The 26,770-nt window shown below is 42.0% G+C and carries 30 protein-coding genes; 6 read left to right on the plus strand and 24 right to left on the minus strand.

Annotated features, from left to right (window positions below; all coding sequences use genetic code 11):
• Positions 1–15: 15 nt before the first annotated feature.
• A complete protein-coding gene (gene tig, locus C7384_RS05125) occupies positions 16–1,317 on the minus strand; it encodes a trigger factor (RefSeq protein WP_089938721.1) in 1,302 nt (433 codons plus the stop codon).
• Positions 1,318–1,386: 69 nt separating this feature from the next.
• Positions 1,387–2,799, minus strand: a complete 1,413-nt coding sequence (gene pepV, locus C7384_RS05130; RefSeq protein WP_089938719.1) for a dipeptidase PepV — start codon at positions 2,797–2,799, stop codon at positions 1,387–1,389.
• A gap of 121 nt (positions 2,800–2,920) precedes the next feature.
• Between pepV and C7384_RS05135 the strand changes: the two genes are divergently transcribed.
• The gene (locus C7384_RS05135; RefSeq protein ID WP_089938717.1) at positions 2,921–3,748 is read left to right on the plus strand and encodes an NAD(P)H-hydrate dehydratase; all 828 of its coding nucleotides are present in this window, start codon (positions 2,921–2,923) and stop codon (positions 3,746–3,748) included.
• Between the two features lie 14 nt (positions 3,749–3,762).
• Positions 3,763–4,581, plus strand: a complete 819-nt coding sequence (locus C7384_RS05140; RefSeq protein WP_089938715.1) for an exodeoxyribonuclease III — start codon at positions 3,763–3,765, stop codon at positions 4,579–4,581.
• Between the two features lie 32 nt (positions 4,582–4,613).
• Here the strand turns inward: C7384_RS05140 and C7384_RS05145 are convergent, their stop codons facing one another.
• From C7384_RS05145 to murI, 8 genes are all read right to left on the minus strand, one after another.
• Positions 4,614–5,144, minus strand: a complete 531-nt coding sequence (locus tag C7384_RS05145; RefSeq protein WP_089938713.1) for a 3'-5' exonuclease — start codon at positions 5,142–5,144, stop codon at positions 4,614–4,616.
• Complete coding sequence (locus tag C7384_RS05150; RefSeq protein ID WP_089938711.1) at positions 5,141–5,614, minus strand: GNAT family N-acetyltransferase; 474 nt, start codon at positions 5,612–5,614, stop codon at positions 5,141–5,143. The genes C7384_RS05145 and C7384_RS05150 overlap by 4 nt, the downstream gene beginning before the upstream one ends.
• A complete protein-coding gene (gene tsaE, locus C7384_RS05155; protein ID WP_089938709.1) occupies positions 5,611–6,063 on the minus strand; it encodes a tRNA (adenosine(37)-N6)-threonylcarbamoyltransferase complex ATPase subunit type 1 TsaE in 453 nt (150 codons plus the stop codon). The genes C7384_RS05150 and tsaE overlap by 4 nt, the downstream gene beginning before the upstream one ends.
• 76 nt (positions 6,064–6,139) lie before the next feature.
• Positions 6,140–7,201, minus strand: coding sequence for a tRNA preQ1(34) S-adenosylmethionine ribosyltransferase-isomerase QueA (queA, locus tag C7384_RS05160; protein WP_089938707.1), 1,062 nt, complete (start codon positions 7,199–7,201; stop codon positions 6,140–6,142).
• A 15-nt stretch (positions 7,202–7,216) separates the two neighbouring features.
• A complete protein-coding gene (gene ruvB / locus C7384_RS05165; RefSeq protein WP_089938705.1) occupies positions 7,217–8,272 on the minus strand; it encodes a Holliday junction branch migration DNA helicase RuvB in 1,056 nt (351 codons plus the stop codon).
• Positions 8,273–8,351: 79 nt separating this feature from the next.
• The gene (locus C7384_RS05170; protein ID WP_089938703.1) at positions 8,352–8,900 is read right to left on the minus strand and encodes a YfcE family phosphodiesterase; all 549 of its coding nucleotides are present in this window, start codon (positions 8,898–8,900) and stop codon (positions 8,352–8,354) included.
• Between the two features lie 3 nt (positions 8,901–8,903).
• A complete protein-coding gene (rdgB, locus tag C7384_RS05175; protein ID WP_089938702.1) occupies positions 8,904–9,509 on the minus strand; it encodes an RdgB/HAM1 family non-canonical purine NTP pyrophosphatase in 606 nt (201 codons plus the stop codon).
• Positions 9,497–10,357, minus strand: coding sequence for a glutamate racemase (gene murI, locus C7384_RS05180; protein WP_243400719.1), 861 nt, complete (start codon positions 10,355–10,357; stop codon positions 9,497–9,499). The genes rdgB and murI overlap by 13 nt, the downstream gene beginning before the upstream one ends.
• 91 nt (positions 10,358–10,448) lie before the next feature.
• Between murI and C7384_RS05185 the strand changes: the two genes are divergently transcribed.
• Positions 10,449–11,213 (plus strand): YslB family protein, encoded by a 765-nt coding sequence (locus C7384_RS05185; RefSeq protein WP_165806781.1) that lies wholly within the window; start codon positions 10,449–10,451, stop codon positions 11,211–11,213.
• A gap of 32 nt (positions 11,214–11,245) precedes the next feature.
• Here C7384_RS05185 and C7384_RS05190 read toward each other — a convergent pair whose 3' ends face one another.
• From C7384_RS05190 to C7384_RS05215, 6 genes are all read right to left on the minus strand, one after another.
• Complete coding sequence (locus tag C7384_RS05190; protein WP_089938698.1) at positions 11,246–12,592, minus strand: DEAD/DEAH box helicase; 1,347 nt, start codon at positions 12,590–12,592, stop codon at positions 11,246–11,248.
• On the minus strand, positions 12,585–13,580 hold the full coding sequence (locus C7384_RS05195; RefSeq protein ID WP_089938696.1) for a DHH family phosphoesterase: 996 nt from the start codon (positions 13,578–13,580) through the stop codon (positions 12,585–12,587). Before C7384_RS05195 ends, C7384_RS05190 begins: the two co-directional genes overlap by 8 nt.
• 70 nt (positions 13,581–13,650) lie before the next feature.
• Positions 13,651–14,742 (minus strand): DNA polymerase IV, encoded by a 1,092-nt coding sequence (gene dinB, locus C7384_RS05200; RefSeq protein ID WP_089938694.1) that lies wholly within the window; start codon positions 14,740–14,742, stop codon positions 13,651–13,653.
• A 53-nt stretch (positions 14,743–14,795) separates the two neighbouring features.
• Entirely contained in the window at positions 14,796–15,155 is a 360-nt protein-coding gene (gene rplS / locus C7384_RS05205; protein WP_089938692.1) for a 50S ribosomal protein L19, read from the minus strand.
• 114 nt (positions 15,156–15,269) lie between these two features.
• Entirely contained in the window at positions 15,270–16,976 is a 1,707-nt protein-coding gene (locus C7384_RS05210; protein ID WP_089938691.1) for a phospho-sugar mutase, read from the minus strand.
• A gap of 70 nt (positions 16,977–17,046) precedes the next feature.
• Entirely contained in the window at positions 17,047–17,622 is a 576-nt protein-coding gene (locus C7384_RS05215) for a uracil-DNA glycosylase family protein (protein ID WP_089938689.1), read from the minus strand.
• 262 nt (positions 17,623–17,884) lie between these two features.
• Here C7384_RS05215 and C7384_RS05220 point away from each other — a divergent pair, with 262 nt between their 5' ends.
• The 3 genes from C7384_RS05220 to C7384_RS05230 are packed head-to-tail and all read left to right on the plus strand — an operon-like array spanning position 17,885 to position 20,061.
• Positions 17,885–18,901 carry a zinc-dependent alcohol dehydrogenase family protein gene (locus C7384_RS05220; protein ID WP_089938688.1) on the plus strand — a complete coding sequence of 339 codons (1,017 nt, stop codon included), beginning with the start codon at positions 17,885–17,887 and terminating at the stop codon, positions 18,899–18,901.
• A 2-nt stretch (positions 18,902–18,903) separates the two neighbouring features.
• Positions 18,904–19,620: a DUF6198 family protein gene (locus C7384_RS05225; protein WP_089938686.1), complete on the plus strand. Its 717-nt coding sequence runs from the start codon at positions 18,904–18,906 to the stop codon at positions 19,618–19,620.
• A 57-nt stretch (positions 19,621–19,677) separates the two neighbouring features.
• The gene (locus tag C7384_RS05230) at positions 19,678–20,061 is read left to right on the plus strand and encodes a VOC family protein (protein WP_089938846.1); all 384 of its coding nucleotides are present in this window, start codon (positions 19,678–19,680) and stop codon (positions 20,059–20,061) included.
• Positions 20,062–20,113: 52 nt separating this feature from the next.
• Here the strand turns inward: C7384_RS05230 and trxB are convergent, their stop codons facing one another.
• From trxB to pstB (C7384_RS05270), 8 genes are all read right to left on the minus strand, one after another.
• Entirely contained in the window at positions 20,114–21,049 is a 936-nt protein-coding gene (gene trxB, locus C7384_RS05235) for a thioredoxin-disulfide reductase (protein WP_089938683.1), read from the minus strand.
• 55 nt (positions 21,050–21,104) lie between these two features.
• Positions 21,105–21,980 (minus strand): UTP--glucose-1-phosphate uridylyltransferase GalU, encoded by an 876-nt coding sequence (galU, locus tag C7384_RS05240; protein ID WP_089938681.1) that lies wholly within the window; start codon positions 21,978–21,980, stop codon positions 21,105–21,107.
• A gap of 27 nt (positions 21,981–22,007) precedes the next feature.
• Complete coding sequence (locus tag C7384_RS05245) at positions 22,008–23,018, minus strand: NAD(P)H-dependent glycerol-3-phosphate dehydrogenase (protein ID WP_089938679.1); 1,011 nt, start codon at positions 23,016–23,018, stop codon at positions 22,008–22,010.
• The gene (hprK, locus tag C7384_RS05250) at positions 23,011–23,982 is read right to left on the minus strand and encodes an HPr(Ser) kinase/phosphatase (protein WP_089938677.1); all 972 of its coding nucleotides are present in this window, start codon (positions 23,980–23,982) and stop codon (positions 23,011–23,013) included. Before hprK ends, C7384_RS05245 begins: the two co-directional genes overlap by 8 nt.
• A gap of 1 nt (position 23,983) precedes the next feature.
• Positions 23,984–24,340, minus strand: coding sequence for a phage holin family protein (locus tag C7384_RS05255; RefSeq protein ID WP_089938674.1), 357 nt, complete (start codon positions 24,338–24,340; stop codon positions 23,984–23,986).
• 125 nt (positions 24,341–24,465) lie between these two features.
• Positions 24,466–25,140, minus strand: coding sequence for a phosphate signaling complex protein PhoU (gene phoU / locus C7384_RS05260; RefSeq protein WP_089938672.1), 675 nt, complete (start codon positions 25,138–25,140; stop codon positions 24,466–24,468).
• A 23-nt stretch (positions 25,141–25,163) separates the two neighbouring features.
• Positions 25,164–25,928: a phosphate ABC transporter ATP-binding protein PstB gene (pstB, locus tag C7384_RS05265; RefSeq protein WP_089938670.1), complete on the minus strand. Its 765-nt coding sequence runs from the start codon at positions 25,926–25,928 to the stop codon at positions 25,164–25,166.
• A complete protein-coding gene (gene pstB, locus C7384_RS05270; protein ID WP_089938668.1) occupies positions 25,925–26,767 on the minus strand; it encodes a phosphate ABC transporter ATP-binding protein PstB in 843 nt (280 codons plus the stop codon). The genes pstB (C7384_RS05265) and pstB (C7384_RS05270) overlap by 4 nt, the downstream gene beginning before the upstream one ends.
• Positions 26,768–26,770: the final 3 nt, after the last annotated feature.

Raw genomic sequence — 26,770 nt, forward strand, 5'->3', positions numbered from 1 at the left:
CTTTTTTTCTTGATTTTACTTTTGAATAGCCTTAGCAGATGAAACAATCTTTTCAACTGCTTGACGCATAGCGATATCATGCTTCAAAAGTGTGTCTGACAAAGCAGCCCGAACTTGAGCTTCATCAACATGGTACTGTTCAGATAAGCTCTTAACTTCTTCGTTAACTTCTTCATCAGATGGTGTAATGTTTTCAGCCTTAACAACGGCATCCAATACCAAACCAGTCTTAACACGGCGGTCGGCACCTTCCTTAAACTGGGCGCTCAAGCCTTCCTTAGTCTGACCAGAAATCTTAAAGAACATTTCTGGTGAGATCCCTTGTTGTTGCAACTGACCCAAATACTGGTTAGTTTGGTTGTCGATATCTTCTTGAAGCATTGCTTCAGGAATTTCATCGCCAATTACTTCAGCATTATCAACTACGGCGTTTACGGCAGCGTCTTCGAAGGCGTCCTTAGCAGCTGCTTGCTTTTCGTCAGCAAGACGCTTTTGAACCTTTTCCTTCAACTCAGCCAAAGTTTCAACGTCTTCATCAACGTCCTTAGCAAATTCATCATCCAAATCAGGCAATGACTTACGCTTAATTTCGTGGATAGTTACTTCAAACAATGCTTCCTTACCAGCTAAGTTCTTAGCTTGGTATTCTTCAGGGAAGGTAACCTTAACGTCAACTTCTTGACCAGCTTCATGACCAACCAATTGTTCTTCAAAGCCAGGAATGAACTGTCCTGAACCTAATTCCAAAGAATAATCCTTGGCTTGACCACCATCAAAATGATCGCCGTCTACTGAACCATCAAAGTCAATCACAACAGTGTCGCCTTCTTCAGCCTTAACGCCAGCATCTTGCAAGACCAATTCAGCTTGGTTCTCACGCATTTGGTTCAATTCTTGTTCAACGGCAGCGTCGTCAACCGTTTCGTCTTGGGCAGGTACTTCAAGACCCAAGTATTCTCCCAACTTGATTTCAGGAGCAACTGTTACTTCAGCCTTTAACTGCCAATCTTCACCCTTGTTCATTGATACAGGAGCAATTCCTGGACGTCCTACCACGTTAATGCCAGCTTCCAAGACTGCTGCTTCATAAATAGCAGGCAAAACTTGGTCCAAAACATCTTGGTAAAGAGCTTCTTCACCAAACTTTTGGATAAAGAGCGCCATGGGCACCTTTCCCTTACGGAAACCAGGAACCGCAATCTTGTCCTTATTCTTTTCAAAAGCGGCCTTCAAGCCCTGCTTTACCTCTTCTTGAGGTACTGTAAATTCTAATGTACCGCGATTCTTTGCATCCGTTGCCGGTGTCCACTTAGACATATTAAATCCTCCAATAATTAACTCCCTACAATTTTAGACTAAAAGCGGGATTAACTCAAGTTTTCGACCTTAATCTAAAGCCGAAATTTCAAAAATAGCTTGTGCATAAATACTAATTGAGCGAACCAAATCACTAATCAAGGCAAACTCATTGACCTGATGCATGGTATCTGGTGAATCGGGGAACAAAGCACCAAAAGCGACTCCACGTTTCATCAAGCGACCATAGGTTCCACCACCAATGACTTGATCATAAGCAGGTAAACCAGTCTGTTCATGATAAATATTTAACAACGTTTGAACCAAAGGATCACTAGGGGCTACGTAGTGGGGCACTTGGGTATGTCCCCCAATGGTTACAGTCGCTGCCCAAGAGCCAGTGGCCTGAGTCAACTTGGTTAGAATTTCTTCTGGTTCAATTCCCTTTGGATAACGGAAATTAAAGTTCAAAAAGGCCTCTTGCTGGGCAACAAACTTTTGGATACCGACATTCATTGACAAAGCGCCCATGACTTCATCGGTATGGTCAACACCAAACTTAACGCCACGTGTATCATTGTGGGCCGGTCCCCCAAGGTAATTTAAGAACTCAGCAGCATCCCCACCAAAGTCATATTGTTTCAAGAAACTAGCCAAATATGTGCCGGCGTTAACGCCAGTTTCCGGCATAGCGCCATGGACCTGTTTACCCCAAAGCGTTACATAAACTGACTGTCCGTCAACCTTTAATTCACCCTTCACATTGGGATGGTAATTTAGGTAGGCTTTAAAATCATCTTTGATGATTGCCGGTTTTGCTAATTTAAGGCTGGCCCGAGCCACACCGGGAACCATATTTGTACGCATTCCGGCTTCAAAATGCTCTAAAGTCACGCTACCGCCATTACTGGCCACACTCTTAATTTCAATTTGAACATTACCTTTTTCACCATTAATAATTGGATATTCCGCATCGGGTGAAAATCCTAGCAAAGGCGCTGGTTCAACTTCAAAATAACGGGTCATACCCGTCCAATCATTTTCTTCATCCGTACCAAAAATCAAACGCACCCGATGTTTCAAAGGAAGTCCTAAGTCACGAATAATTTTAAAGCCATAATAGGCCGCCATACCGGGTCCCTTATCATCCGAAGCACCTCGAGCAATCACCTTATCTTCAGTAATTTTAGCCTGGAAAGGATCGGTCTCCCAACCTTCACCGGCTGGCATGACATCAATATGCGACAACAAGGCCACGTAGTCTTGGCTATCTTCGGGTCCAATCTCAATGTAACCAACAATATTATCAATATTTTTAGTCCGGAAACCATCGCGTTCAGCGATTGCTAACATGGTGTCTAGGGCTTGCTTTGGGCCCGGTCCTAAAGGTGCCTCGCTGGTGGCCTGCTGGTCATCACGGACAGATTTAACGGCCAATAAAGTGGCTAAATCTTTCAAATAGTCATCTTGCCGTACTTGTGCTTCTTTTTGCCAATCAGTCATTTGCTACCTCCGTATGAAAACATTTGATGTTGGTTGATTCTAAGCTCTTTCTAAAATTTCTAGAATCTTACCCTTCATTATACATGTCAGTCATGTAAAATGTTTAATGAGGAGGCTAGGTATGCGGATTTTAACCGAACAAATTTTAAAAGAAGTCATCACTAAGCGACCCAGCGTCAGCTACAAAGGAAATTTCGGCCGTGTCCTAATCATTGGCGGAAATCCTAACTACGGCGGCGCCGTCATAATGAACGCTATGGCGGCCGTTCATAGTGGGGCTGGTTTAGTTTCTGTTGCCACTGATCCCAGTAATTTTACGGCAATTCACTGCCACACGCCCGAAGCCATGGTCACTGACTACCAACAAGATTTAAAAGCTTTGATTGTTAGCAGTGATGTAGTCTTAATTGGTTCTGGTTTGGGTGATCAACTGGCACTTCTTCAAAAGGTACTAACCAGCATTGAGCCCCACCAAATCTTAATTATCGACGGATCCGCCCTAACTCTTTTAGCACAACACCCGCAAGTACTACCGGACTGTCACTTAGTATTGACCCCGCATCAGATGGAATGGGAACGCCTAAGTCATATCGCCATTGCCAATCAAAATCAAGCCGATTTAAATTGGCAGGCGTTACAAGATTATACGAACCAACCTTTGTTAGTTCTCAAAAGTAATCACACCCAGATTTATACTGAAAATGAAGTCTATCAAATCCCAGTCGGGGGGCCCTATCAAGCCACTGGTGGGATGGGTGATACGCTAGCCGGCATGATTGCTGGCTTTGCGGCACAATTTAAGCCGCTAGCTTCAGCCGTAATGGCTGCTACTTATGCTCATTCTGCCATTGCCCAAGAACTTGCCCAAGATTATTACGTCACCCTACCAACGCAAATTAGTGGCCAAATCAGCCCATTTATGCGCCGGTATAGTCAATTAGATAAATAGAAAGTAGGTCTCTTTTGAAATTTATTTCATGGAATATTGATTCAATTAACGCTGCAATTACCCACAGCAGCCCCCGCGGAGAAATGACCTGGGCAGTCTTAAATGAAATTGCCCAAAGCCAACCAGAAGTGCTGGCTATTCAAGAAACCAAGCTCAAGGCGACTGGTTTAACACCTAAACAAGAAAAAACCCTCCAAGAAATTTTTCCTAATTATCAAATCTATACTTCATCCAGTACCGCCCGTTCGGGCTATTCCGGTACCATGTTTTTAACTAAAAACAAACCAGAAAATGTTAGCTATCCCCAATTAGGGGCACCCGGTGAAATGGACCAAGAAGGCCGGGTAATTACCCTAGAGTACCCGAATTTTTACTTAGCAACAGTCTACACACCCAATTCTGGTAGTAATTTAGACCGCTTACCGGATCGCCAAGCCTGGGATGATGCTTTTCGGGCCTATGTTAGTGAGCTAGATCAAAGCAAACCAGTTATTTTCAGCGGTGACTTAAATGTTGCTCATGAAGAAATCGATCTAAAGCATCCTAGTAGCAACCACCATTCGGCTGGCTTTACCGACGAAGAACGGCAAAAGTTTACTGAATTATTAGCGGCCGGCTTCACTGATACCATGCGCCAGGAACATCCTGATCAAACTGGTCTTTATACTTGGTGGGCGCAGCGCTCTAAAACCAGTAAAATCAATAATTCTGGTTGGCGGATCGACTACTATCTCGTCAGTAATCGGATTAGTGATTTGGTTGAAAAAACCGGTGTTATTAATACTGGCGCTCGTCAGGATCACGCCCCGATTGAATTAGAAATTAAGCTATAAAAAAGAAATCAGTCTACTGGCTGATTTCTTTTTTATTTATTACGGACTAACGCTTTTAACAGAGCAGGACCAAATTGTTGGTGTTCATAAATTAAAATTTGAGCCGCCGCAATTGCATCGGCCAAGGCATTATGGTGATGATCCAAACGAATAGCTAAACTTTTTGCAACAGTATTTAATTTATAATTTTCTAACTTTAACAATCGCCGACTAGTTTGAACAGTATCCAGTAACTGATAATGAGGTTCAGCGATACCATAATAAGCCAAAGTTGCCTTTAACACGCTACTATCAAAATTAGCATTATGCGCAACTACCAAATGATTCTCAGTAAATAAAGGGGCAATTTTAGCCCAAACCGCTGGAAATTCGGGGGCATCAATTACATCTTCTTTGGTGATGCCGTGAATTTGGGTATTCCGGGCACTGATGTAAGTTGCTGGTTTAATTAAACTATAAAATTGATCAACAATTTGATCATCACGTACGACTACTAAAGCCAAAGACAACGCTGAATGACGTTCATGATTAGCCGTTTCAAAATCAATTGCCACAAAGTTCATTTTAAGGGTAACTCCATTCGTAAAATGACAACCTGTCGTTGGTTGGGCAGGGTTAATTGTTGGGAGGCACCGGTAAATTCAAAGCCCAATTTTTGATAAATATGAACAGCCGGTGCATTTTGTTCTTGCACATCTAACCATAAATAAGCTAAATTTACTTGTTGCGCCCAGGAAATTAAGGCTTGGATCACCATTTGGCCAATTCCCTGCCCCTGTTCTTTATTTAAAATGGCCAAGCCGATTTCACCTTGTTCAATCGACGCTACGCCAATCGGCTGGTCAACTTTTAAAATTAACCATGTTTTAGCCGGACGATCATCGATGGGTTCGGCCAGCTCCTTTTGACCATCACGGACACTGCCAATCGTAAAAGTATCACTTTCTTGCTGTAACTGATTAATTAATTGGCTAGCAACTGGTGCTAATTGAGCATTTAAGGTCACTAAACTATAATCATCCTGATTGGTCATGCCAACTGCTCCACTAACTTGGCGCCAGTTCCCTGACCCGTAATTTGGATTAGCCGTTGATTATCCCCCGCCTGTCGGATAAAATTCAAACTCAAGTAATCGTTGGGTAACAAATCGGCCATATACTGCGGCCATTCAATCAAAGTCAAGCCATCAGTCCCAATATAGTCTTCAAAACCTTGATCTAAAGCGCCACTTTCTTCTAAGCGATAAGCATCAAAATGATAAATTGGAAAATCCTGCCCCTGATAGATATTTAAAATATTAAAAGTTGGACTTTTTACTCGGGCTTTTACTCCCAACTCCTGAGCTAAGGCCTTCGTAAAGGTCGTTTTACCAGCACCCAAATCCCCGTTTAGGGTAATAATCAATCCTGGATAAGTTAGTTGAGCGACTTTTTGGGCTAAATTTTGGGTATCAATAACCCCATTACTTTGATATTCTTTCATGCTGTCATTATAACACGGGCTTAAATCGGCTTAAGAATTTAGGACAATAAAAAAGAACCTCAAGGAAGCTCCTTTTTTACTTATGCACATACATAGCATCGCCAAAACTAAAGAAACGATAGCCGGCCTGAACCGCATGTTCATAGGCAGCTAAAATATTTTCTCGACCAGTAAAGGCTGCCACTAACATAATTAAGGTTGATTTGGGCAAGTGGAAGTTAGTAATAAAAGCATCCACGACCTGCCACTGATAGCCCGGCTTAATGAAGATGTCTGTCCAACCAGAATCAGCCTGCAATTGCCCATTGAATTTGGTTCCAATTGTCTCCAAGGTCCGAATCGTCGTGGTTCCGGTCGCCACAATTTTACCCCCTTGGGCTCGAACAGCATTCAAAGTATCGGCCGCCGCTTGCGTTAGCTGGTAAAACTCAGAGTGCATTTTGTGATCTTCGATATTTTCTTCTTCGACTGGCCGGAAGGTCCCCAAACCAACATGTAGGGTCAATTCAACCGTTTGCACGCCTTTGGCCCGAACTTTTTCTAATAGCTCTGGTGTCCAGTGTAAACCAGCAGTTGGCGCTGCGGCTGATCCTTCAACTTTGGAATAAACGGTTTGATAACGTTCTTGGTCACTTAATTTTTCTTTAATGTATGGTGGCAAGGGCATTTCACCCAATTGCTCCAGCAATTCCATGAAAATCCCATCATAGGAAAATTCAACATAGCGACCGCCATGCTCTAGTTCGCCAACTACGGTGGCCGTCATCAAAGGATGATCCGGATTATTACCAAAAACGATGGTTGAACCAATTGGTGATTTCTTAGCCGGCTTAACTAAGGTTTCCCAAACATCCCCATGATCTTGTCGCAATAACAAAACTTCGGCATGACCACCGGTTTCTGGTCGGACGCCATGCAAACGAGCCGGCAAGACCCGGGAATTATTCATTACCAAGGCATCCCCTGGATTTAAATAGTCTAAAACATCATAAAAATGACGATCTTGGTATTCCCCAGTTTTAGCATTAAGAACCAACAAACGAGATTGATCTCGTTGTTTTAACGGTGTTTGGGCAATTAGTTCTTCGGGTAAATGATAATCAAAATCCGATAGTTGATAAACTTTATTTTCAGTCATACAAATTCCTTTAGTTTATTTTGGTTCAGGTTGCGACATCCCTAGGTGTTGATAAGCTGCAGGAGTCACTTGACGACCGCGGGGAGTCCGTTGCAAAAAACCAATTTGTAGCAAATATGGTTCCACCATTGATTCCAAGGTTTCGGCTTCTTCCCCGATGTTAGCTGCAATGGTATTTAAACCAACCGGACCACCTTCATAGTAATCAATCATCGTTTGTAACAATTTATGATCAATTTCATCTAATCCCCGTTCATCAACCCGCAGTTTTGTTAAGGCCATTTCCACGATAGCTGCGTCAATCGCCGGTTTACCAGCAACCTGGGCAAAATCACGCACGCGCTTTAACAACCGATTGGCAATTCGCGGTGTTCCCCGGGAACGAGAAGCAATGGCATAGGCTCCCTCTGGGGTAATTGGAGTTTCAAAAATATCGGCCGTCCGTTTGACAATTTCTTGTAATTCTTCTGGCTGATAATAGCGCAAAGAATTGATGATACCAAATCGGTCGCGCATCGGCTTAGATAACATACCGGGTCGAGTCGTCGCCCCCACTAGGGTAAAAGGTGGTAAGGGAAAGTGGACGGCTCGTGCAGTTGGCCCCTGCCCGACCATAATATCAACAAAGAAATCTTCCATGGCTGAGTAGAGCATTTCTTCAATACTGGTAGGTAAGCGGTGAATTTCATCGATGAAGACAACATCTCCGGGCTCAATCCCATTTAATAGGGCAACAAGATCACCTGATTTTTCAATAGCCGGGCCAGAGGTCGTTTTTAAATGAACGCCCATTTCATTGGCAATAATCATGGCCAAGGTCGTTTTTCCTAATCCGGGCGGACCAAAAAGTAACACGTGATCTAAGGCTTCCTGGCGCTGTTTAGCCGCCGCAATATAGACCGATAATTCGTCTTTTAAGGCTTCTTGCCCAATATATTCACTTAGCCGACGCGGCCGCAAAGAAAATTCATCTTCTTGCTCACTAGCATTTACCGCTACCTCACGCAAAAGCTCATCGGTTTCATTTTGCGGGGTATCCCAATAATTAAATTCTGGTTGATTTTCTTCCATAACAACTCCATTATACACAAGTACCCAATCCCAATTAAATAATAAAACCCGCTTACTGATAAGCAGGTTTAGCTCAAAATTACTTTAATTGGTTACGATTGACAACCGCTTTTAACACGGGCAATTCTTGGTGCTGACGGTTATAAAAATCAACGATTAACTGCTGAGGTTCAATTGACAAAACAGCATAACTACCACCGAAGCTGGCATATTCTCCCATTGGTAGGGTCGTTGATCCTGGATTAATAAATAACTTGTGATCATAGACTTGGGTCCCCGCTTGATGGGTATGCCCAAACAACACGACCTGAGCCTGGGCTTCATTAGCCGCTTGATCCATATCCGTTAAATTAGCCCAACCAATAAAGTCCCCGGCATTATATAAATGCCCATGGGTTTGGAAAAAAGTTACCCCGTCAACCGTAGTAGAACGTGCCTCTACAAAATTAACATCACTATCCCGATTACCAATTACCGTTGATACCCCATCAAAGACTGAATCATCAGCGGCTAACTCGGAGTCTCCATTGTAGAAAATTGCATCCACTTGATTACGCCAGTGATTTAAGATATCAACTAAAATCGACCGATCGCCATGTACATCTGAAACAATTAAAATTTTACCCATTTTTTACTCCTTCAGCCATGCTGGCAAAGCCTGAACTAATTCAGCCAAGGCCCGTCCCCGATGGCTAATTGCATTTTTTTGGCTAGCTGAAATTTCGGCCATAGTCGCATTGGCATCAGCCAGCCAAAAAATTGGATCATAACCAAACCCATTTTGTCCGTGTGGATGTTGGGTAATAAAGCCATCTACCCGTCCCTGAGTCACTAACTCAGGCCGATTAGGCCCAACTAAAACCATTACGGTCGTAAAATAGGCAGCTCTTTGAGCTCCTTGTACATCTTGGAGTTTGGTTAAAACTTTTTTATTATTGGCCGCATCATCATGGTCCCCAGCATAGCGGGCCGAATATACGCCTGGTTCTCCGTTTAGGGCTGGAATAACTAAGCCCGAATCATCGGCCAAAACATAATCAGTCGGATAAAGGCTAGCAATTGTTAAGGCCTTTTTACGAGCATTAGCCAAAAAACTATCCCCATCTTCGACTACTTCAGGTTGTTGGGGTAAATCTTTTAAGCCCAATACTGGTAAATCAATTGCTTGTGTTTGCAAGACTGCTTCAATTTCACTAAGTTTATGGGCATTATTACTGGCAATAATTAATCGGGACATACAACTTCCTCCAAATATTCCTGAGCAGCATCGTGTTTAATTGCTAAATGGGCCACCACCAATGGTTCAGTGGGCTGTAACCACTTACTGGCAATCTGGGTAAAGGTGGCGCAATTTCCGGTCGTAAAATAGCGATTTGGTTCTGAAATCAAGTCTTGGCTGGCCAACATTTTGTGTTGACTAAGATATTTTTTAATGTCATTGGCCGTTTCAAAACTTGGATCAATTAAGGTAACCTGATCGCCCACTGCCTGTTGAATCATTTGGCCTAGTAACGGAAAATGCGTACATCCCAAAACTAGGGTATCAACACCTTGACGGACAAAGATCGCTAAGTGTTGGTCAATTAGTGCTTGATAGGCCGGATTATTAGCCTGGTCACTTTCCACTAAGGTAACAAATTCTGGTTCTGCTTGGGCAATTACGGTTAAATCAGGATTTAATTGCTTGATTTCAGCTTGGTACTTACCAGAATTGACCGTTCCTTGAGTAGCAATTAAACCAATTTTTTGATTTTTACTCTGCTGCACGGCTGCTCGAGCCCCGCCATCAATCACCCCAATAATGGGAATATTTAATTCTTTAGCTAAAATTGGTAAGGCACAGGCTGATGCAGTGTTACAAGCAATGACTAAGAGTTTGATATCATAATTGTTAATTAGAAAATTCGCAATCTCTTGGCTAAAAGACACCACATCACTTGCAAGTTTACTACCATAAGGCATCCGCGCGGTATCACCTACGTATACAAAGCGTTCCTGGGGTAAAGCCTGTTGGGCCGCCAACAAAACGGTCAAACCGCCTACGCCAGAATCCATCATTCCAATTGGTCGACTATCATTTATCATATATTTTATTATGAACAGTTGGTCTTATATTGCAAGCATTTCCCTTAATCGAAGGGAGTTTTGTTATAATAAATTTCTAGAGAGGTCAACTATGAATATCAATACTTATGACGAGATGAACAGCCATCCCCAATCGGTCAATTTCTTTGCAACACTCCTTTTACGAGATGCCCTGTTAAGCAATTTATTACAAACTGATTATCATGGCATTGCCTACTGGGCAGGTAAAGAATTGGCCCGTCAGTTTCCCCTGGATACAATTGAAGAACTGAAACAATTTTTTCAAACAGCTGGTTTAGGTGATCTAGATATTTCACGCCAAAGTAGTACTGAACAAATTTGGTTGCTCAAAGGTCCCTTAGTACGCCAACGTTTAGACCTTAATCGTCAGGCTGACTTTAATTTAGAAACGGGATTTTTAGCACAACAATTAGAAAATCAAGTTGGCGCCATTGCCGAAGGCAGTTATGTCATTAAAAATCACTCACGTCGAGTAGTTATTAATATTTTAACGGACTTAGATCATCCTCTAAATGTCGATAACCCTTCCGAGGAAGTCGCCCGGCGGGATACCTTTTTGAAAAAGGCTAACGATCAGGCCCAGCAACAAGCTGAAGCAGACCTTCCCAGTGAATCAACTAGTTTTACTAGCCCTATTCAACAGACACAGCCCGTTGATCAAAATTTTCTAAATAATTCAACTAGTCCCACTTTTCAATCTCAGGCCGCTAGTTCCAGCCACACTGCTAGTACTAGTATGCCTCATTCAGAAGTGGCGACCGAATCAATCACGAATTCATTATTGGCCTTCCAATTTGATAATGAAGCCGATTTCCAATCAAATAGTACTCATTAAAAAAGTTCAAAACCTAACGGTTTTGAACTTTTTTATTTTTTATGAGCAGCCCGACGTTCTTGTCGTTGCTCAATACGACGTTCCATCTGTCGCTCACGCTTCAAAGTATTTTTAATTCGCCGCTTATAACCCGGCTTAACAATCTTCTTTTTCTTTTTAACCATCCCAATCATCTCAGGCTTCAACTTATTAGTAGTTGCCACCCGTTGATGGCGAGCCCGTCGATCTTTAATGGGTGAAATTTCGCCTTGGCGAATTTCCATAGCTTGGAAGGTAATTCCTAAGTTTTCCAACTCGACCACCGCAGCATCTTCATCAGGACTATACAGGGTAATGGCAATCCCACTCATTCCATTTCGACCGGTTCGCCCAACTCGGTGGACAAAGAATTCTAATTCGTTAGGAATGCCATCGTTAATAACGTGGGAAACCCCTTCAATATCAATTCCTCGAGCCGCCAAATCAGTGGCTACCACGTACTGATAGTCTAGATGTTGAATGTCTTTCATGACGCGCCGACGTTCACGTGGGTTAATATCGCCGTGAATTTCAGCGACCTTCAAGCCTCGTTCGCGTAAGTGTTGACTTAATTCCTTAGCTCGCTCCTTGGTGTTGGCAAAAATAAGCGCCAAATAAGGATTCAAGATCTCCAAAAGTTGATCTAAGACAAGCTCTTTAGACTTTGATTTAGTGGCCAAAAGCCAATTATCAATGGTATCAGCAATGACCGTTGTGGTTGGAATTTCCTCAAAATGCGGATTATCCAAATACTTTTTTAAAAACGGCTTTAACTTTTCTGGCATGGTTGCACTAAATACCAAAGTTTGTAACTGCTCCGGCATAGCACCCGCAATATAATCAATGTCGTTTAAAAAGCCCATATCCAGGGTCATGTCAGCCTCATCAACCACTAAAGTGCTGACTGAAGTCAATCGTAGCGCTTTTAAAGCAACTAAATCACGGATTCGTCCTGGCGTACCAATCACGATTTGGGCTTGATGCTTGCTTAACTGGCGTAACTGCCGTTGCTTATCAGTGCCACCAACATATTCAGCAATTGAAACCTTTTCATACCCCATGGCATCACTCATTTGACGAGCAGCCCGAGTAATTTGAGCAGCTAATTCCCGGGAAGGCGTGGTAACAACCACTTGGGTAGCTTCGACGTCGGCCTTGAGCGCATTAAAAATAGGAATCAAAAAAGTATGAGTCTTACCCGAGCCAGTTTGAGATTGGCCGACCACATCTTTTCCCTGCAAAATATCAGGGATTAATTTAGCTTGAACTGGGGTAGGCTTGGTAAAACCAATCTTAGTCAAAGCTGAAATTACATCATTTTTTAAATTAAATTCACCAAAATAGTTTGTTTGGTCAGTCATCCAGTTTATCCTTTACCTGCTGAGTCTGTTCGTCAACCAAAATAGCTTGGTCAACACTTTTAATGATTTTATCAATCTCTTCTTGATCTTGAGCCCAGGCACCGGAAGCCATCGGATGTCCACCACCATCGAAATTTTGGGCAATCTTATTAATTGGCACACTCCGAGAACGCATCCGCACCCGGTAGTTACCTTCATCTTGCTCTTCAAAAATGGCCCAGGCTTTGACTCGATCAATCTTGGCCGGTAGGGGCACGATAAAGGAAGTGCCCGCATCCCCGAGATCAAACTGATGAATCAGCGTCCGAGTTAAGACGACGTAAGCAAAACCAGATGGCAAAATATTTAAATGCTGCAACACATATCCTGAAAGTTTCGCAGCACTTTCAGATACCGTAGTCATATGCAAATAAATTGATTGGTAATCAAATTGATAGGCAAAAATTTCTGAAACAACTCGGAAAACTTCTTGATCCAAGCTATACAAAAAACGCCCAGTATCGCCGATAATACCAATGTAAAGGTATCGAGCGGCTTCAGCGGTCATCTGCAAGCCTTGATCTTTCAGGGCTTCATACCACTCATAAATCATGATACTAGTAGCGGCCTTCTCATCAGCAACCCACTGCCAATCCCCAAAGGGTTCATCATTGGGATGATGATCAATTTTGATAATTTCAAGGCCTTGACGCCAGCGCTGATCATCAACCCGAGGATCGTTAGCAGTATCACAGACAATCACCAAAGCCTTATTATAAGTAGCATCGGGAATATCATCCATAAACTGCTCAGATGAACTAATCCAGGATAATCCTGGAATCTCTTTGCCGACTGCATAAATATTTTTTTCTGGAAAACTAGCCTGCAACAGGGCCTTCAAACCTAGTTGTGATCCGTAAGCATCGGGATCAGGCCGTTGGTGGCGATGAATGATAATCGTATCATATCGCTTAATTTGATTTAAAATTTCTTCCTGAATGGTTGCCATGCTAAACCCCTTCATTCTCTAATAACACTTCCATTATACACATAACTAATAATTGACGTTGTGATACTTATTAATCATCAAATAGCGAAAGATTAACATATAAATTACTTTGTAAATTACTGAAAGTTAACCCTAATAGGCGAATTGAAAAATCATTTTCAAAACTACTATCAAATATTTCTTGGGCCCTACGGGCTAAATTACTAACATCCAGTTGCCAAGGCTCTGATAAGGTAATTGCCCGGGTAATGGTTTGGTAAGAGTCAGCCCGCATTTTAATATTTAAGGTCCGACCAACCATTTTTTTAGCCTGCATATTGTCAACAACTCGTTTGGCTAAAGATTGAAATTCAATGCTGACTTCAGCCCTAGTACGCAGGGGCCGGTCAAAGGTTTCTTCCTTACCGATTGATTGGCGTTGCCTCTGCCAATCAACCTGACCAAAATGGACCCCTCGGGCTTGCCAATAGAGGTGTTCCCCCATTTTACCAAAATTAGCCCGTAACTGATCCTGTGATAATTGCCGCAGATCCAAGCCGTTATGAATATTCATTGCTAACAGCTTACTTAACGTCTGCTTACCAACCCCACGAAAATTTTCAATTGGCAAACAATCCATAAAACTCTGGGCATCTTGATGATCAATTAGCGTGACGCCATTCGGTTTATTATATTCAGAACCTAATTTGGCCAATAACTTATTATACGAAATACCAATCGAACTCGTTAATTTAGTTTCTTTTAAAATATCATGTCGAATTTTAGCCGCTAGGGTAGCACCACTTAGCGCATGGTCCGTTAAATCTAGGTAAGCTTCATCCAGGGCAACCGTCTCAACTTTATGGGTATAGGCATGAAAAATGGCATGGATTTGACGTGAATTTTGGCGATATTTATCAAAATCAGGCGATAAAAAAACTGCCTGTGGTGCTAAACGCTTAGCTTCTACCGTACTCATCGCTGAATGTACACCCAGCTGACGAGCCAAATAGTTAGCTGTAGCTACCACTCCATGTCCATGGGATTGTTGTGGATCACGGCCAACAATTAACGGTATTTTTTTCAAACGAGGATTATCGCGCATTTCAATTTGGGCATAGAAAGCATCCAGATCAACATGCAAAATTTTACGTGAATCACTAGTAGTTAAAAATTCACCCATCACTATTCCTTCTAACAAATAAAAAGTCCCCACTAAGTGGAGACCCTTCACTATTAAATATCGCGACGGCGCTCTTTAATACGAGCAGCCTTACCTTGCAAGGCACGCAAGTAATAAAGCTTGGCACGACGAACGTGACCGAACCGCGTTACTTCAATCTTATCAACTCGAGGTGAGTGAAGTGGGAATGTACGTTCCACACCAACACCTGAAGAAATCTTACGAACAGTATAGGTAGCTTGAATACCAGCACCCTTACGCTTGATTACAACGCCTTCAAATAACTGAACACGTTCACGAGTTCCTTCGACGATTCGAGCGTGAACTCGAACAGAATCTCCAGCGCGGAATACTGGAATATCAGTACGCAACTGAGCTGAAGTAACATTTTCTAAAATACTATTTTGACGCATGTCATTCTCCTGATCGCCAATCATACACTCGCCCGTAGGCTCCACGCACAGCGGATTGCCGTTAATTGTCGGCTCTTAGCCGTTTGTTATTGTAGCAAATATTACGAAATCTGTCTAATTCTTTTTTAAAGAAGCTTCCATATCATTAACAATTGCCGTTAACTTGGTTTGCGCACCGGCTGCACTATCGTCGGTAACCCCTACATAAAGCTTTAGCTTAGGTTCGGTACCAGATGGACGCAAAGCAACCCAAGAACCATCAGCCAACCAATATTTCAAAACATCAGCCTTAGGCTGTGGCAAAGTCTTAGTAGCCCCATCACGATCATACTCAGTTTGACTAGCAAAATCTTGCGTAGCTAGGACTAGCTGCCCGCCAATGGTCTGGGGCCCTTCCTGACGGAAAGCACTCATAATTGCGGCCATTTCTTCATGACCATGTTGACCAGGGAACTCATAACTAACAGTCTTTTCTTCAAAATAACCGTAACGTTCAAAGAGTTCTTGAAGTCCATCGGCAAAGGTTTGGTTTTTAGACTTATAATAAGCCGCTACTTCAGCAAACAAAACCAAGGCCTGAATAGCATCCTTATCATGGGCAAAAGGCTTAACCAAATAGCCAAAACTTTCTTCAAAACCAAACTGGAATTGGTGCTCACCGGTTGCTTCAAAGCGATCAATCATCTCGGCAATATATTTGAAACCAGTTAATACATCTACAGTAGCAACGCCAAAACTTTGGGCAACCGTTGAGGCAAAACGAGATGAAACAACTGAAGTAACAATGGCGCCATTTTCTGGTAATTCTTGGCGTTGTTTCTTAGCAGTTAATAGGTAGTTAACCAACACAGCGGCAATTTGATTTCCAGTTAATACTTGATACTCCCCATTTGCCAAACGAACGGCAGCACCCATCCGATCGGCATCAGGATCAGTGGCCACCACTGCATCAGCACCATTTTTCTTGGCATATTCAATAGCCAAAGCTAAAGCAGCCGGATCTTCCGGATTGGGCTTTTTAACAGTTGGAAAATCGCCATCCAAAATGGCCTGTTCTTTAACAATCGTATAGTTGGTAAAACCAGCCTGTTGTAGCGCTTTTTCACCAATGTATTGGCCGGTCCCGTGCAAAGGTGAATAAACAAACTTTAACTGTGCGCCTTCGGCAGCCACTAGGGCTGGATCAACCGTAACAGTCTTCATTTCCTTTAAGTAAGCATTATCAAGTTGGTCATCGACAATATCCACATTGGCTTCTTTTTCATCAGTAGTAATCGTGAAAATATCTTGAATTTCAGTCCGCTTAGCAACCACAGCCGCTACAGCATCGGGCACCATTTGACCACCATCTTCACCATAAACCTTGTAACCATTGTATTCCTTAGGATTGTGAGAAGCCGTTATCATGACACCGGCAAAGGCCTTTAGATAACGTACTGAAAAAGAAAGTTCAGGAGTCGGACGCAACGAACTAAACAAGTAAACATGAATTCCATGTTGTGATAAAACGCGGGCTGTTTCTTGGGCAAATTCTTGGGAATGATGACGGGAATCAAAACTAATGACGACCCCACGTTGTTTAGCTTCAGCTCCCTGATCATCAATGAAGCGCGCTAGGGCTTCGGTCACTTGGCGAACCGTATAAATATTCATCCGGTTACTACCAGGCCCCATCAATCCCCGCATACCGGCAGTTCCAAAGTTTAAATCTTGATAAAAAGCATCCTCTTGTTCAGCAGGCGTATAAACTGCCAATTCCTGTGCTAAATCAACTGGCAAACTAGCTGCCTGCCATTTCTGCAGATTACTCTCCTGCGCCATTTATTATTCCTCCTAGTTATTTTTATTCTAATTAATATTTTACCAATTAAAAAGTAACATACTAAAAAACTTAGCTTTCTTTCATAACTGCTTGCACCTTTTTTTGTAATTCAGGGATCACTTCTTGCTCAAACCAAGGATTACGTTTTAACCAAATATTATTGCGTGGTGAGGGATGTACAATTGGTAGGTATTTGGGCAAATAACTTTGGTAATTTTGGATAACATCAGTAATCCGAGCCTGACGAGAAAGTCCTAGATAATAACGTTGTGCATAAGAACCAATCAAAATTGTTAGTTTGATATCTGGCATTTTAGCTAACATACGGGTATGCCACTGTTCAGCAAATTCCTTGCGCGGCGGTTTATCCCCACTACTAGCCTTGCCAGGATAGTAGCAATCCATTGGTAAAACGGCAAATAGACCCGAATGATAAAAAGTATCACGATCAACTCCTAACCATTCCCGTAAGCGATCCCCACTGGCATCATTCCACATAATCCCAGTGTCTTGAACCTTACGTCCGGGTGCTTGACCAATAATTAAAATTCGCGCCTGTTCATCAATCCAATAAACGGGACGCCAACCCTTTTTAGTAAATTCAGCGTTTAAGGGGTCGGCCATAATTTCGTCTTCAAAAAGCATATTTAACTCCTTTCTTACTATTATTAACATGTAAATCACAAAGTATTACCCTTAATGTCCATTATACCTTATTGAACATTAATCAAACTTAAGGCTTATAAATCCGCTAATCGATTGTAAATACAGACCTCATCTGTAATTTTAATAACAAAGTATTTTTTTATTTTTTAAAAAATTTAAATGGCAGTTGACACACCATTGTTACCGGTTTAACATAGAGTTTGCATCTTAAAAATTAAGCACTCGAAAAGGAGAAGTCTTCATGGAAGCACTTGTTTTAACTGGTAAGAAGCAACTTGAAGTTCAAGATATTGCTAAGCCCGAAGTAAAGCCCAACGAGGTATTGATTCACACTGCCTTTGCTGGTATCTGTGGTACTGACCACGCCCTATACGCTGGTTTGCCTGGTTCAGCTGATGCTGTTCCACCAATCGTGTTGGGTCACGAAAACTCAGGAGTTGTTAAGGAAATCGGTTCAGCCGTTACTAACGTAAAGGTTGGCGACCGTGTCACTGTTGACCCTAACATCTACTGTGGTGAGTGTAAGTATTGCCACACTGCCCGTCCTGAACTTTGTGAGAACCTTTCAGCGGTTGGTGTTACACGTAACGGTGGTTTTGAAGAATTCTTCACTGCTCCAGCCTCAGTCGTTTACCCAATCCCTGACAACGTTGATTTGAAGTCAGCTGCAATTGTTGAACCAATCTCATGTGCCGTTCACGGTATCAAGTTGCTTAAGCCATCACCATACCAAAAGGCTTTGGTAATTGGTGACGGATTCATGGGTGAACTTTTCGTTCAAATCTTGCAAGCTTACGGTATTCACCAAGTTGATTTGGCTGGTATCGTTGATGAAAAGTTGGCAATGAACAAGGAATTATTTGGTGCCAAGAACACTTTCAACACTGCTAAGGGTGATCAAGTTCCTACTGGTGAATATGACGTTGTCATTGAAGCCGTTGGTTTGCCACAAACACAAGAAATGGCAATCGAGTCAGCTGCCCGTGGTGGTCAAGTATTGATGTTTGGTGTTGGTGGTCCGGATGCCAAGTTTGAAATGAACACTTATGAAGTCTTCCAAAAGGAGCTTACTATCCAAGGTTCATTCATCAACCCTAACGCTTTTGAAGATTCATTGGCTTTGCTTTCATCTGGTAAGCTTAACGTTAAGCCTTTGATGTCTCACGAATTAGACTACAAGCAAGTTGATGACTTTGTAAATGGCCGTCTTGGTGTTGTTTCTAAGGCTGTTGTTAAGGTTGGCGGCGAAGAGGCTTAATCATGAAGAAAAGTGCCCGCACCATGTCGTGGGGTTCCTCCCTGGCCTTCTTTGCTTTTTCCCTAATTATTAACTCAATGGGGAATGTTTTAACCATTGTCACTAGCCAAAAGATTCATCCTGCCTTCTTAGGATCAGCCTACTGGACTGCCGCGCAAAACGGTTGGAATGTTTCCTTCCTAGGTGGTAAGCCTGGTACCCTATCAATTGTCTTCTTTGTAGTTGGTATGTTGGTTGCAATCTTAAACATGGTGTTAGAGCACCGTCTAGATTGGAAACGGTTCCTGGGGAACTTAGCGTTCATGGTGCCGTTTTCAGCCTTGATTAGTATCTTTGCCACTGCATTTGCCAATATTTTACCCGAGGCTCATGGTTGGGGTATGGACATCTTATATGTTCTCCTTAACTTTACAGGGGTAGCCTTCATTGCGATTGCTATTTCTATCTACCAGCGAGTTAATATTGTCCTCCATCCTGCTGATGATTTAATGCAGATCTTACGTTTTAAGTATTTCAACGGAAATGCCGGAATTGCCATGTGGGTTTCTTACATTCCACCAACTATTATCGGTATCGTTGCTTTGATTGTTTACCCAGACTTTAGTAACTATGGACTTGGTACGATTTTTGCCTTCTTATTCCAGGGAAATATCACTGGTTGGGCAGATAAGAGTATCTTCCCTAAGTTAAAGCATCAAGCAATTTCCGTTGAAAATTAATTTAAGTATTTGAAAGGAGTATGTAGTCAATAATAGGTTGGCTACATGATTGATAATATGGCTTTTACAGATTATTTTGACGATGTTCAACACATTGGAATCCCTACCAAGGACTTAAAGCAGGCGGAAGCCTTTTGGCAATCACTTGGCTTTGAAAAGACTGGTGATTTTCCAGTGGGTAAGGTGATTTTCATGAAGCGTAATCACCTTGTAATTGAGACTTGGCAGGCTGATGAAGTTGCTGGTAAAGCCGGTGCCATCAACCACATCTCAATGAACACTACTGATGCTGATGCTGCTTTTAAGGCTGCTAAGGCAGAAGGTTTTGATTTAATCGATTCAGAAGTTCAACACCTACCATTCTGGGACAAGGGCATTAAGTTTTTCAATGTTCAAGGTCCTGATGGCGTTATCGTAGAATTTTGCGAAATTGTTAAATAAATCCTCAGTAAAACAGCAGTTGCCAGATGGCAACTGCTGTTTTTTATTATAATTAATCATTTAATTGACTAACATATTCATAGGCGGCCTGTCCGGCGATGCCACCATCACCAACCGCTGTGGTAATTTGACGCAGGGTCTTTTGACGTACATCCCCGATAGCAAAAATACCAGGAATCTTAGTCGCCATCTGCTCATCAGTTGGAATCCAACCGTGTTGATCAGTAATCCCTAAGTCAAGAAATGCCTGAGTATTAGGCTTTAATCCAATATAAATAAAGACTCCAGCAAAAGGCATGGTACTCAAAGCCTGAGTTTGATTGTTAATTAAGGACAAACTTTTAACTTCCTGTTCATCCCCCTCAATGGCCTGTACTTCAGTATGCCAGAGAAACTTGATTTTATCATTCTGCTTAGCACGTTCTTGTAAAATAGGCTGAGCCTTTAATTGATCATGCCGGTGAATAATTGTAACCGAACGAGCCAAATTGGCCAAGTACAGTCCCTCTTCCACGGCCGAATCGCCACCACCAATCACCGCGACATCTTCGCCCTTAAAAAAGGCACCGTCACAAACCGCACAGTAACTAACCCCTTTACCCTGATAGGCTTCTTCGCCAGGGACGCCTAGATGCGTGTGTTCTGATCCGGTCGCAATGATAACTGCTTTGGCCTCTAGGTCACCCATATCGGTCCGGACTAATTTACGGTTGTGATCAAGCAATTCAATCCCAGTCACTCGGCCAAAAGTATATTCAGCCCCAAATTGTGTTGAGGAGGCATACATTTTTTCGGCTAAATCAGGCCCCATGATACTATCAAAGCCAGGGTAGTTTTCTACCTCAGCGGTATTATTCATCTGTCCCCCATAGATTCCTTGATCAATCATCGCCACAGATAACTCGGCACGAGAGGCATAGGTGGCAGCGGTCATTCCACCAGGGCCAGCACCAATAATTACTAAGTCATATTGTTTTATTTCAGTCATATTTTACCTCACCTATCAAAAAAAGAGGTTTGAACTACCTCCCCTTTGATATCAATTACAATTTAGCTGCTAGTTCCTTAATATAGGCTCGCAACTGGTCTTTAGTTTGTGGATGCTTTAAACCAAACTCAATATTAGTTTCCAAGAAACCAATTTTTGAACCAATATCGTAACGCTCTCCCTTAAATTCGTGAGCATAAACGTGCTGACGATCGTTAAGAGAATCAATAGCATCAGTCAACTGGACTTCGCCTCCCTTACCAGGTTTAGTCTTTTCAAGTTCTTCAAAGATTTCCGGCGTAAGGAGATAGCGACCAATAATAGCCAAATCAGAAGGTGCATCTTCGGGACGGGGCTTTTCAACAAAGCTTTTTACCCGATAAAGGCCATCATCTGTTACCCTTGTGGCTGGATCAATCACCCCATATTCAGAAACTTTAGAATGAGGCACTTCCATAACAGCTAATGTCGATTCACCGGTTTGGTTATAGCGGTCAATCAATTGCTTAGTCAAAGGCACCTCGTCTTGCATTAAATCATCACCCAACAAAACCACAAATGGTTCGTCCCCGATGAAGTCCTTAGCAGTTAAGACCGCATCTCCTAGTCCCTTAGGATGAGACTGGCGAATGAAATACATATTGATATCGGTTGTTTCTTCAACTACTTTTAGAAGTTCTAACTTATTTTTTTGTCTTAAATTATCTTCCAATTCTGGATTGGAGTCAAAATGATCCTCAATTGAGCGCTTAGATTTCCCATCAACCACGACAATGTCTTCAATTCCAGAAGCAATTGCCTCCCGAACAATATATTCAATCGTTGGTGTATCAACGATTGGTAGCATTTCCTTGGCTAAGGCCTTAGTGGCTGGTAAAAAACGAGTTCCCAAGCCGGCAGCTGGAATAATTGCTTTACGCACTGGTTTCATAATGTATCCTACTTTCTCACCTATATATTAATTTTCACTTTTTAGCGGCCGAGTCATTAAAGCTTCAATTTCAGCCCTAATATCAGCTTGCTGATAAAGCACTTGATAAATGGCCTGGGTAATTGGTATTTCAAGGTCAAACTGTTGGGCGTACTCGAAAACAGCTTTAGTTGTGTTCACCCCTTCAATTACCATGCCCATTTGGGCCTTTACTTCTGGCAAAGACTGTCCTTGACCTAAGGCAAAGCCGGCCCGGTAATTCCGTGAATTAGCCGACATACCAGTCACAATTAAGTCACCGATACCTGCCAATCCCAAGAATGTTTCCGCCTGAGCACCCATAGCCACACCAACTCGGCGTAATTCTACTAAACCACGGGTTAACAAGGCAGCTTGGGCATTTACACCATATCCAAGGCCAACTAACATTCCTGAGCCAATCGCAATAATATTTTTTAAGGCCCCACCTAATTCTGAACCTAATAGGTCTTGATTGGTATATGGTCGAAAGGTTGGGCTAGCTAATACAGCTTGGATAGCTTGCGCAGCTTTGAGGTCTGGGCTAGCCACTGAAACCGCCGTTAAATCATCTTTGACGACGTCTTCAGCGTGGGAAGGTCCAGATATAGCTGCAATAGCAGTATAAGTCTTTGCCTCCATTTCCTCAAGCAGCATTTCAGAAATCCGCTTGTGACTACCTGCTTCTAATCCCTTGGTAGCATGCACGACAATGGCGGAATGCTGTAAATCTAATAACATTTTATTTAACTTTTGGGCGACTTCACGGATGCCCTTAGTTGGTACAACCACTAAAATAATGTCAGCGTTGTCAACGGCAACTTTCAAATCAACCGTTGCCAGTAAATCTTGATGAAGTTGGGTACCAGGTAAATAGTGCACGTTAGTATGAGCCTGATTAATTTCTTCAACTTGCTCAGCCCGATGCGACCATAAGACTGTTGAAAAACCATTACTGGCAATTCGATTGGCTAGGGCACTTCCCCATGAACCAGCCCCTAAGACAGCAATTTTAGTCATTGTTTTCTTGCTTTTCCTTTGCATCAATTTTTTCATTTTTACTAATTTCAGCTGTCATCCGCTTTTCCAAAGTTTCTAACGCATCAAAGCCCATATTAGTAGTCCTAAACTTAACCGCCGCTGCATCAATAACACTGGCTGTGTTACGACCAGGAGTCACAGGAACAACCATACGCTTTAATTTGACACCTAAAATTTCTAGAGAATCATTTTCATTACCGAGACGATCAAAGTTTTCTTCACCAATGCGACCATTCGATAAATGAATATTAATCATAATCGAAGCATGGGAACGTACGGAAACCGCTCCATACACCTGTTGCACGTCAATGATACCAACCCCACGAACTTCCATCATATTTCGCAAAACTTCGCTAGGTTCGCCAATTAAGCGTTCTTCATCTTCTTGATGAATATCAACCCGGTCATCGGCTACCAAACGGGCTTTTCCTTGCTGAATCAATTCCAAAGCTGCTTCCGTTTTACCGATTCCTGCATCTCCGGTAATTAAAACACCCATTCCGTGAACATCAATTAATACTCCGTGCACGCTTTCTCGTGGAGCTAACTGATCGCCTAGATAATAGGTCATATTAGATAAAATTCGCGAAGAAGTTAACGAGGTGGTTAAAATCGGAATATGAGCTTCACTAGCGGCTTGCTTTAGCTCATCACTGATTGGTAAGTTAGTTGAAACCACAAAAACAGGTGTTTTCGCATTGGCCATCTTCCGATAAACCATTAATAGTTCATCATGTTGCATCCGCGTCGAAAATGAAGTTTCTGTAATCCCTAATAACTGGACTCGCTCAGGAGCATAATAATTAAAATACCCAGTCATTTCCAATCCTGGACGGCTAATATCAGAAGTCGTAATTGGTCGATCCAAATATTCTTTTCCCGCCACAATCTTCAAACGGGTATTATTAACTAATTCTCTAACGGTCACTGAATTTTGTGCCATTTTAATATCTCTCAATCTTTAACTTACTCCGGTCATTAAAAATGAAATTAACACCGGCTAAAATAATTGCCACTAACATTGCCCAACCAAAATTGGTAAATGCAAACCCATTTAATAGATGAGCTGTTATCTCTAACAAAATTGTATTAATCACGATTGTAAAAAGTCCCAAAGTGACCACTAAAATTGGTAAAGATAAAATAAATAAAATTGGTTTAAGAATAATGTTCAAAGTAGCTAATAATATGGCAGCCACTAAGGCTGTCAGCATGTCGGCTAGCTGAAAACCAGCTGGAAAGAGCATCGAACAGACTAAAAAGACTGCCATATTAATCATTACATTAGTAATAAAACGCATCTTACCTCCGGATATAAACAGGTCGAAACTTTTTAGCTATGGCCCATTAATATTACTATTATATCAAATTCGGTCAAGTCACGAAAACAAGACCATAATAAAAAAGCCCCGAAGGGCCCTTCAAACTAAATAAAGTAGTTATAACCAGGATTTAATTCAATGATTTTTCCAGTCCGCTTATAAACAATCCACTCAGCAATATCAGTCGTATAATCACCAATTCGCTTAATATAACCAGCAATAACCAAGTAATCGGCTGCTGAATCAACTAATTGGGCATCTTCTTTCATAGCATTGACTGAATCAGTACGAACCTGGGCAGCATTATTCGATAATTCATGATTTTTAGCAGCGATTGTTTCAGCCCCTAGGGCCTCATTTTGAATGTAGTAAGACATCACTTCAGAAACCATTTGAGCGACTAATTCACCCATTTCACCCAGTTGCTCTTCAACTTTTTTAATGTGCTTAGTACCCTTCACACGAATTGTTGAGGTCGCAATGTTTCGGGCTTGATCACCCATCCGTTCCAAAACGGAAACGGCTTTTAAGATAGTAACAATTTCACGCAAGTCAGTTGTAACCGGTTGGTAAAGGGCAATCATCTCAAATGACTTTTTTTCAATAGCAGCTTCGCGCTCATTAATCTTAAAATCATTATTAATAATTTTGTGAGCTCCTTCACGGTCGTGATTAATAAAGGACTGTACCGCAGTCTGGATTGTCTTAGCGGTAATTTCACCCATTTCTGTAAAAGAACTATCTAAATCAGCTAACTCTTCATCAAATAAACGTCGCATTCTATTACCTCTCTTTTGTTAGATTATCCAAAACGTCCACTAATATAATCTTGGGTCTGCTTTTGACTTGGATCCAAGAAAATCTTACGTGTATCATCAACTTCAATTAAATCGCCATCCAAAAAGAAAGCTGTTCGATCTGAGATTCGCGATGCCTGTGACATAGAATGGGTCACAATAATCATGGCATATTGGTCACGCAAATTCATCAAAGTTTCTTCGATATTGTGACTAGAAACCGGGTCCAAGGCCGAAGTTGGCTCATCTAATAGTAATAATTCTGGCGAAGTCGCCAAAACACGGGCAATGGAAACTCGTTGCTGTTGTCCGCCCGATAGCCCCAAAGCCGATTTATTAAGCGAATCTTTAACTTCTTCCCAAATGGAAGCAGCCTTTAATGACGTCTCTACGGCCTCGTCCAAAGTGTGACGATCCCTTACACCAGCTAATCTTAAACCAAAGACAACATTATCGTAAATTGAAAATGGAAAGGGATTAGGTTGTTGAAAAACCATCCCAATTTTCTTACGCAACTCCACCGTATCGGTGGTTGGCGCATAAATATCACTACCATCAAGAGTAAAAGAGCCAGTTACCGTTACATTATCTTCTAGATCATGCATCCGATTAAGTGCCCGCAAGTAGGTCGACTTACCAGAACCAGACGGCCCAATTAAGGCTGTGATTCCTTTTTGTGGAAAGTCTAAATCGATCCCATGCAAGGCTTCTTTTTGGCCATACCAGAGCCGTACATCACGCGTTATTAAAATATTATTTTGATTTTTCATCCAAAATTACCTGATATATAGTCATTCGTCAACGCTACTTTAGGACGGGTAAAGATCTTACGAGTTAAATCATATTCAATGGCGCGACCCATATGAAAGAAAGCCGTATAATCACTAATTCGAGCCGCTTGCTGCATATTATGCGTCACAATAATAATTGTGTAATCTTTTTTCAACTCTAACAGCGTATCTTCAACTTGGGCAGATGAAATTGGATCTAAGGCACTTGAAGGTTCATCTAACAGCAAAATATCGGGCTTCAAAGCTAAAGCACGAGCAATTACCAGACGCTGTGCTTGTCCTCCCGAAAGAGCTAAGGCTGATTTATTTAACTCATCTTTAACCTGATCCCACAAGGCCGCTTGTTTCAAGCTAGTCTCAACAATTTCATCCAACTGATCTTTGGTATAACGCCCACGTTGAGTTAAAGCAAAAGTAATATTGTCATAAATCGACTTAGCAAATGGATTCGGCCGTTGGAAAACCATCCCAATATGACGGCGCATTTCGTAGACATCAATATCAGCTGAATTAATGTCTAATCCGCGGTACATAATCTTACCACTAACCGTGGCAACATCATCGTTCATTCGATTTAATGAACGTAGAAAGGTTGATTTTCCAGAACCTGAGGCGCCAATCAAACTAGTAATTTTATAGCGCTCAAAACTTAAATCGCCCTCACTCAGTGCCAACTTATCACCGTAACGTACCTGCAGCCCTTCGGTGGCAATGGCGACTTCATGCTTGCCGGAGTTCATATCATAGATATAACGTTCCGGTGCTTCGTCAACAATAAACTCACTTAACGGTTTTAAATCAATATTAGGATTTGTCATGTA

Origin of the sequence: Convivina intestini (assembly GCF_003096575.1) — a bacterium.
Taxonomy (GTDB): domain Bacteria; phylum Bacillota; class Bacilli; order Lactobacillales; family Lactobacillaceae; genus Convivina; species Convivina intestini.

What these genes read in the sequence shown, in the direction of transcription:
- pstB (WP_089938670.1), bottom strand. Translation starts at nt 25,928, where the DNA reads ATGAAAAATCAAAATAATATTTTAATAACGCGTGATGTACGGCTCTGG.
- pstB (WP_089938668.1), bottom strand. Translation starts at nt 26,767, where the DNA reads ATGACAAATCCTAATATTGATTTAAAACCGTTAAGTGAGTTTATTGTT.
- C7384_RS05220 (WP_089938688.1), top strand. Translation starts at nt 17,885, where the DNA reads ATGGAAGCACTTGTTTTAACTGGTAAGAAGCAACTTGAAGTTCAAGAT.
- rdgB (WP_089938702.1), bottom strand. Translation starts at nt 9,509, where the DNA reads ATGTCCCGATTAATTATTGCCAGTAATAATGCCCATAAACTTAGTGAA.
- trxB (WP_089938683.1), bottom strand. Translation starts at nt 21,049, where the DNA reads ATGACTGAAATAAAACAATATGACTTAGTAATTATTGGTGCTGGCCCT.
- C7384_RS05245 (WP_089938679.1), bottom strand. Translation starts at nt 23,018, where the DNA reads ATGACTAAAATTGCTGTCTTAGGGGCTGGTTCATGGGGAAGTGCCCTA.
- pepV (WP_089938719.1), bottom strand. Translation starts at nt 2,799, where the DNA reads ATGACTGATTGGCAAAAAGAAGCACAAGTACGGCAAGATGACTATTTG.
- C7384_RS05185 (WP_165806781.1), top strand. Translation starts at nt 10,449, where the DNA reads ATGAATATCAATACTTATGACGAGATGAACAGCCATCCCCAATCGGTC.
- C7384_RS05145 (WP_089938713.1), bottom strand. Translation starts at nt 5,144, where the DNA reads ATGAACTTTGTGGCAATTGATTTTGAAACGGCTAATCATGAACGTCAT.
- C7384_RS05215 (WP_089938689.1), bottom strand. Translation starts at nt 17,622, where the DNA reads ATGCTTTTTGAAGACGAAATTATGGCCGACCCCTTAAACGCTGAATTT.
- galU (WP_089938681.1), bottom strand. Translation starts at nt 21,980, where the DNA reads ATGAAACCAGTGCGTAAAGCAATTATTCCAGCTGCCGGCTTGGGAACT.
- C7384_RS05230 (WP_089938846.1), top strand. Translation starts at nt 19,678, where the DNA reads ATGGCTTTTACAGATTATTTTGACGATGTTCAACACATTGGAATCCCT.
- C7384_RS05225 (WP_089938686.1), top strand. Translation starts at nt 18,904, where the DNA reads ATGAAGAAAAGTGCCCGCACCATGTCGTGGGGTTCCTCCCTGGCCTTC.
- phoU (WP_089938672.1), bottom strand. Translation starts at nt 25,140, where the DNA reads ATGCGACGTTTATTTGATGAAGAGTTAGCTGATTTAGATAGTTCTTTT.
- C7384_RS05210 (WP_089938691.1), bottom strand. Translation starts at nt 16,976, where the DNA reads ATGGCGCAGGAGAGTAATCTGCAGAAATGGCAGGCAGCTAGTTTGCCA.
- rplS (WP_089938692.1), bottom strand. Translation starts at nt 15,155, where the DNA reads ATGCGTCAAAATAGTATTTTAGAAAATGTTACTTCAGCTCAGTTGCGT.
- C7384_RS05135 (WP_089938717.1), top strand. Translation starts at nt 2,921, where the DNA reads ATGCGGATTTTAACCGAACAAATTTTAAAAGAAGTCATCACTAAGCGA.
- C7384_RS05195 (WP_089938696.1), bottom strand. Translation starts at nt 13,580, where the DNA reads ATGGCAACCATTCAGGAAGAAATTTTAAATCAAATTAAGCGATATGAT.
- C7384_RS05255 (WP_089938674.1), bottom strand. Translation starts at nt 24,340, where the DNA reads ATGCGTTTTATTACTAATGTAATGATTAATATGGCAGTCTTTTTAGTC.
- ruvB (WP_089938705.1), bottom strand. Translation starts at nt 8,272, where the DNA reads ATGGAAGAAAATCAACCAGAATTTAATTATTGGGATACCCCGCAAAAT.
- tig (WP_089938721.1), bottom strand. Translation starts at nt 1,317, where the DNA reads ATGTCTAAGTGGACACCGGCAACGGATGCAAAGAATCGCGGTACATTA.
- murI (WP_243400719.1), bottom strand. Translation starts at nt 10,357, where the DNA reads ATGATAAATGATAGTCGACCAATTGGAATGATGGATTCTGGCGTAGGC.
- hprK (WP_089938677.1), bottom strand. Translation starts at nt 23,982, where the DNA reads ATGGCACAAAATTCAGTGACCGTTAGAGAATTAGTTAATAATACCCGT.
- C7384_RS05170 (WP_089938703.1), bottom strand. Translation starts at nt 8,900, where the DNA reads ATGGGTAAAATTTTAATTGTTTCAGATGTACATGGCGATCGGTCGATT.
- tsaE (WP_089938709.1), bottom strand. Translation starts at nt 6,063, where the DNA reads ATGAAAGAATATCAAAGTAATGGGGTTATTGATACCCAAAATTTAGCC.
- dinB (WP_089938694.1), bottom strand. Translation starts at nt 14,742, where the DNA reads ATGGGTGAATTTTTAACTACTAGTGATTCACGTAAAATTTTGCATGTT.
- C7384_RS05150 (WP_089938711.1), bottom strand. Translation starts at nt 5,614, where the DNA reads ATGACCAATCAGGATGATTATAGTTTAGTGACCTTAAATGCTCAATTA.
- C7384_RS05190 (WP_089938698.1), bottom strand. Translation starts at nt 12,592, where the DNA reads ATGACTGACCAAACAAACTATTTTGGTGAATTTAATTTAAAAAATGAT.
- queA (WP_089938707.1), bottom strand. Translation starts at nt 7,201, where the DNA reads ATGACTGAAAATAAAGTTTATCAACTATCGGATTTTGATTATCATTTA.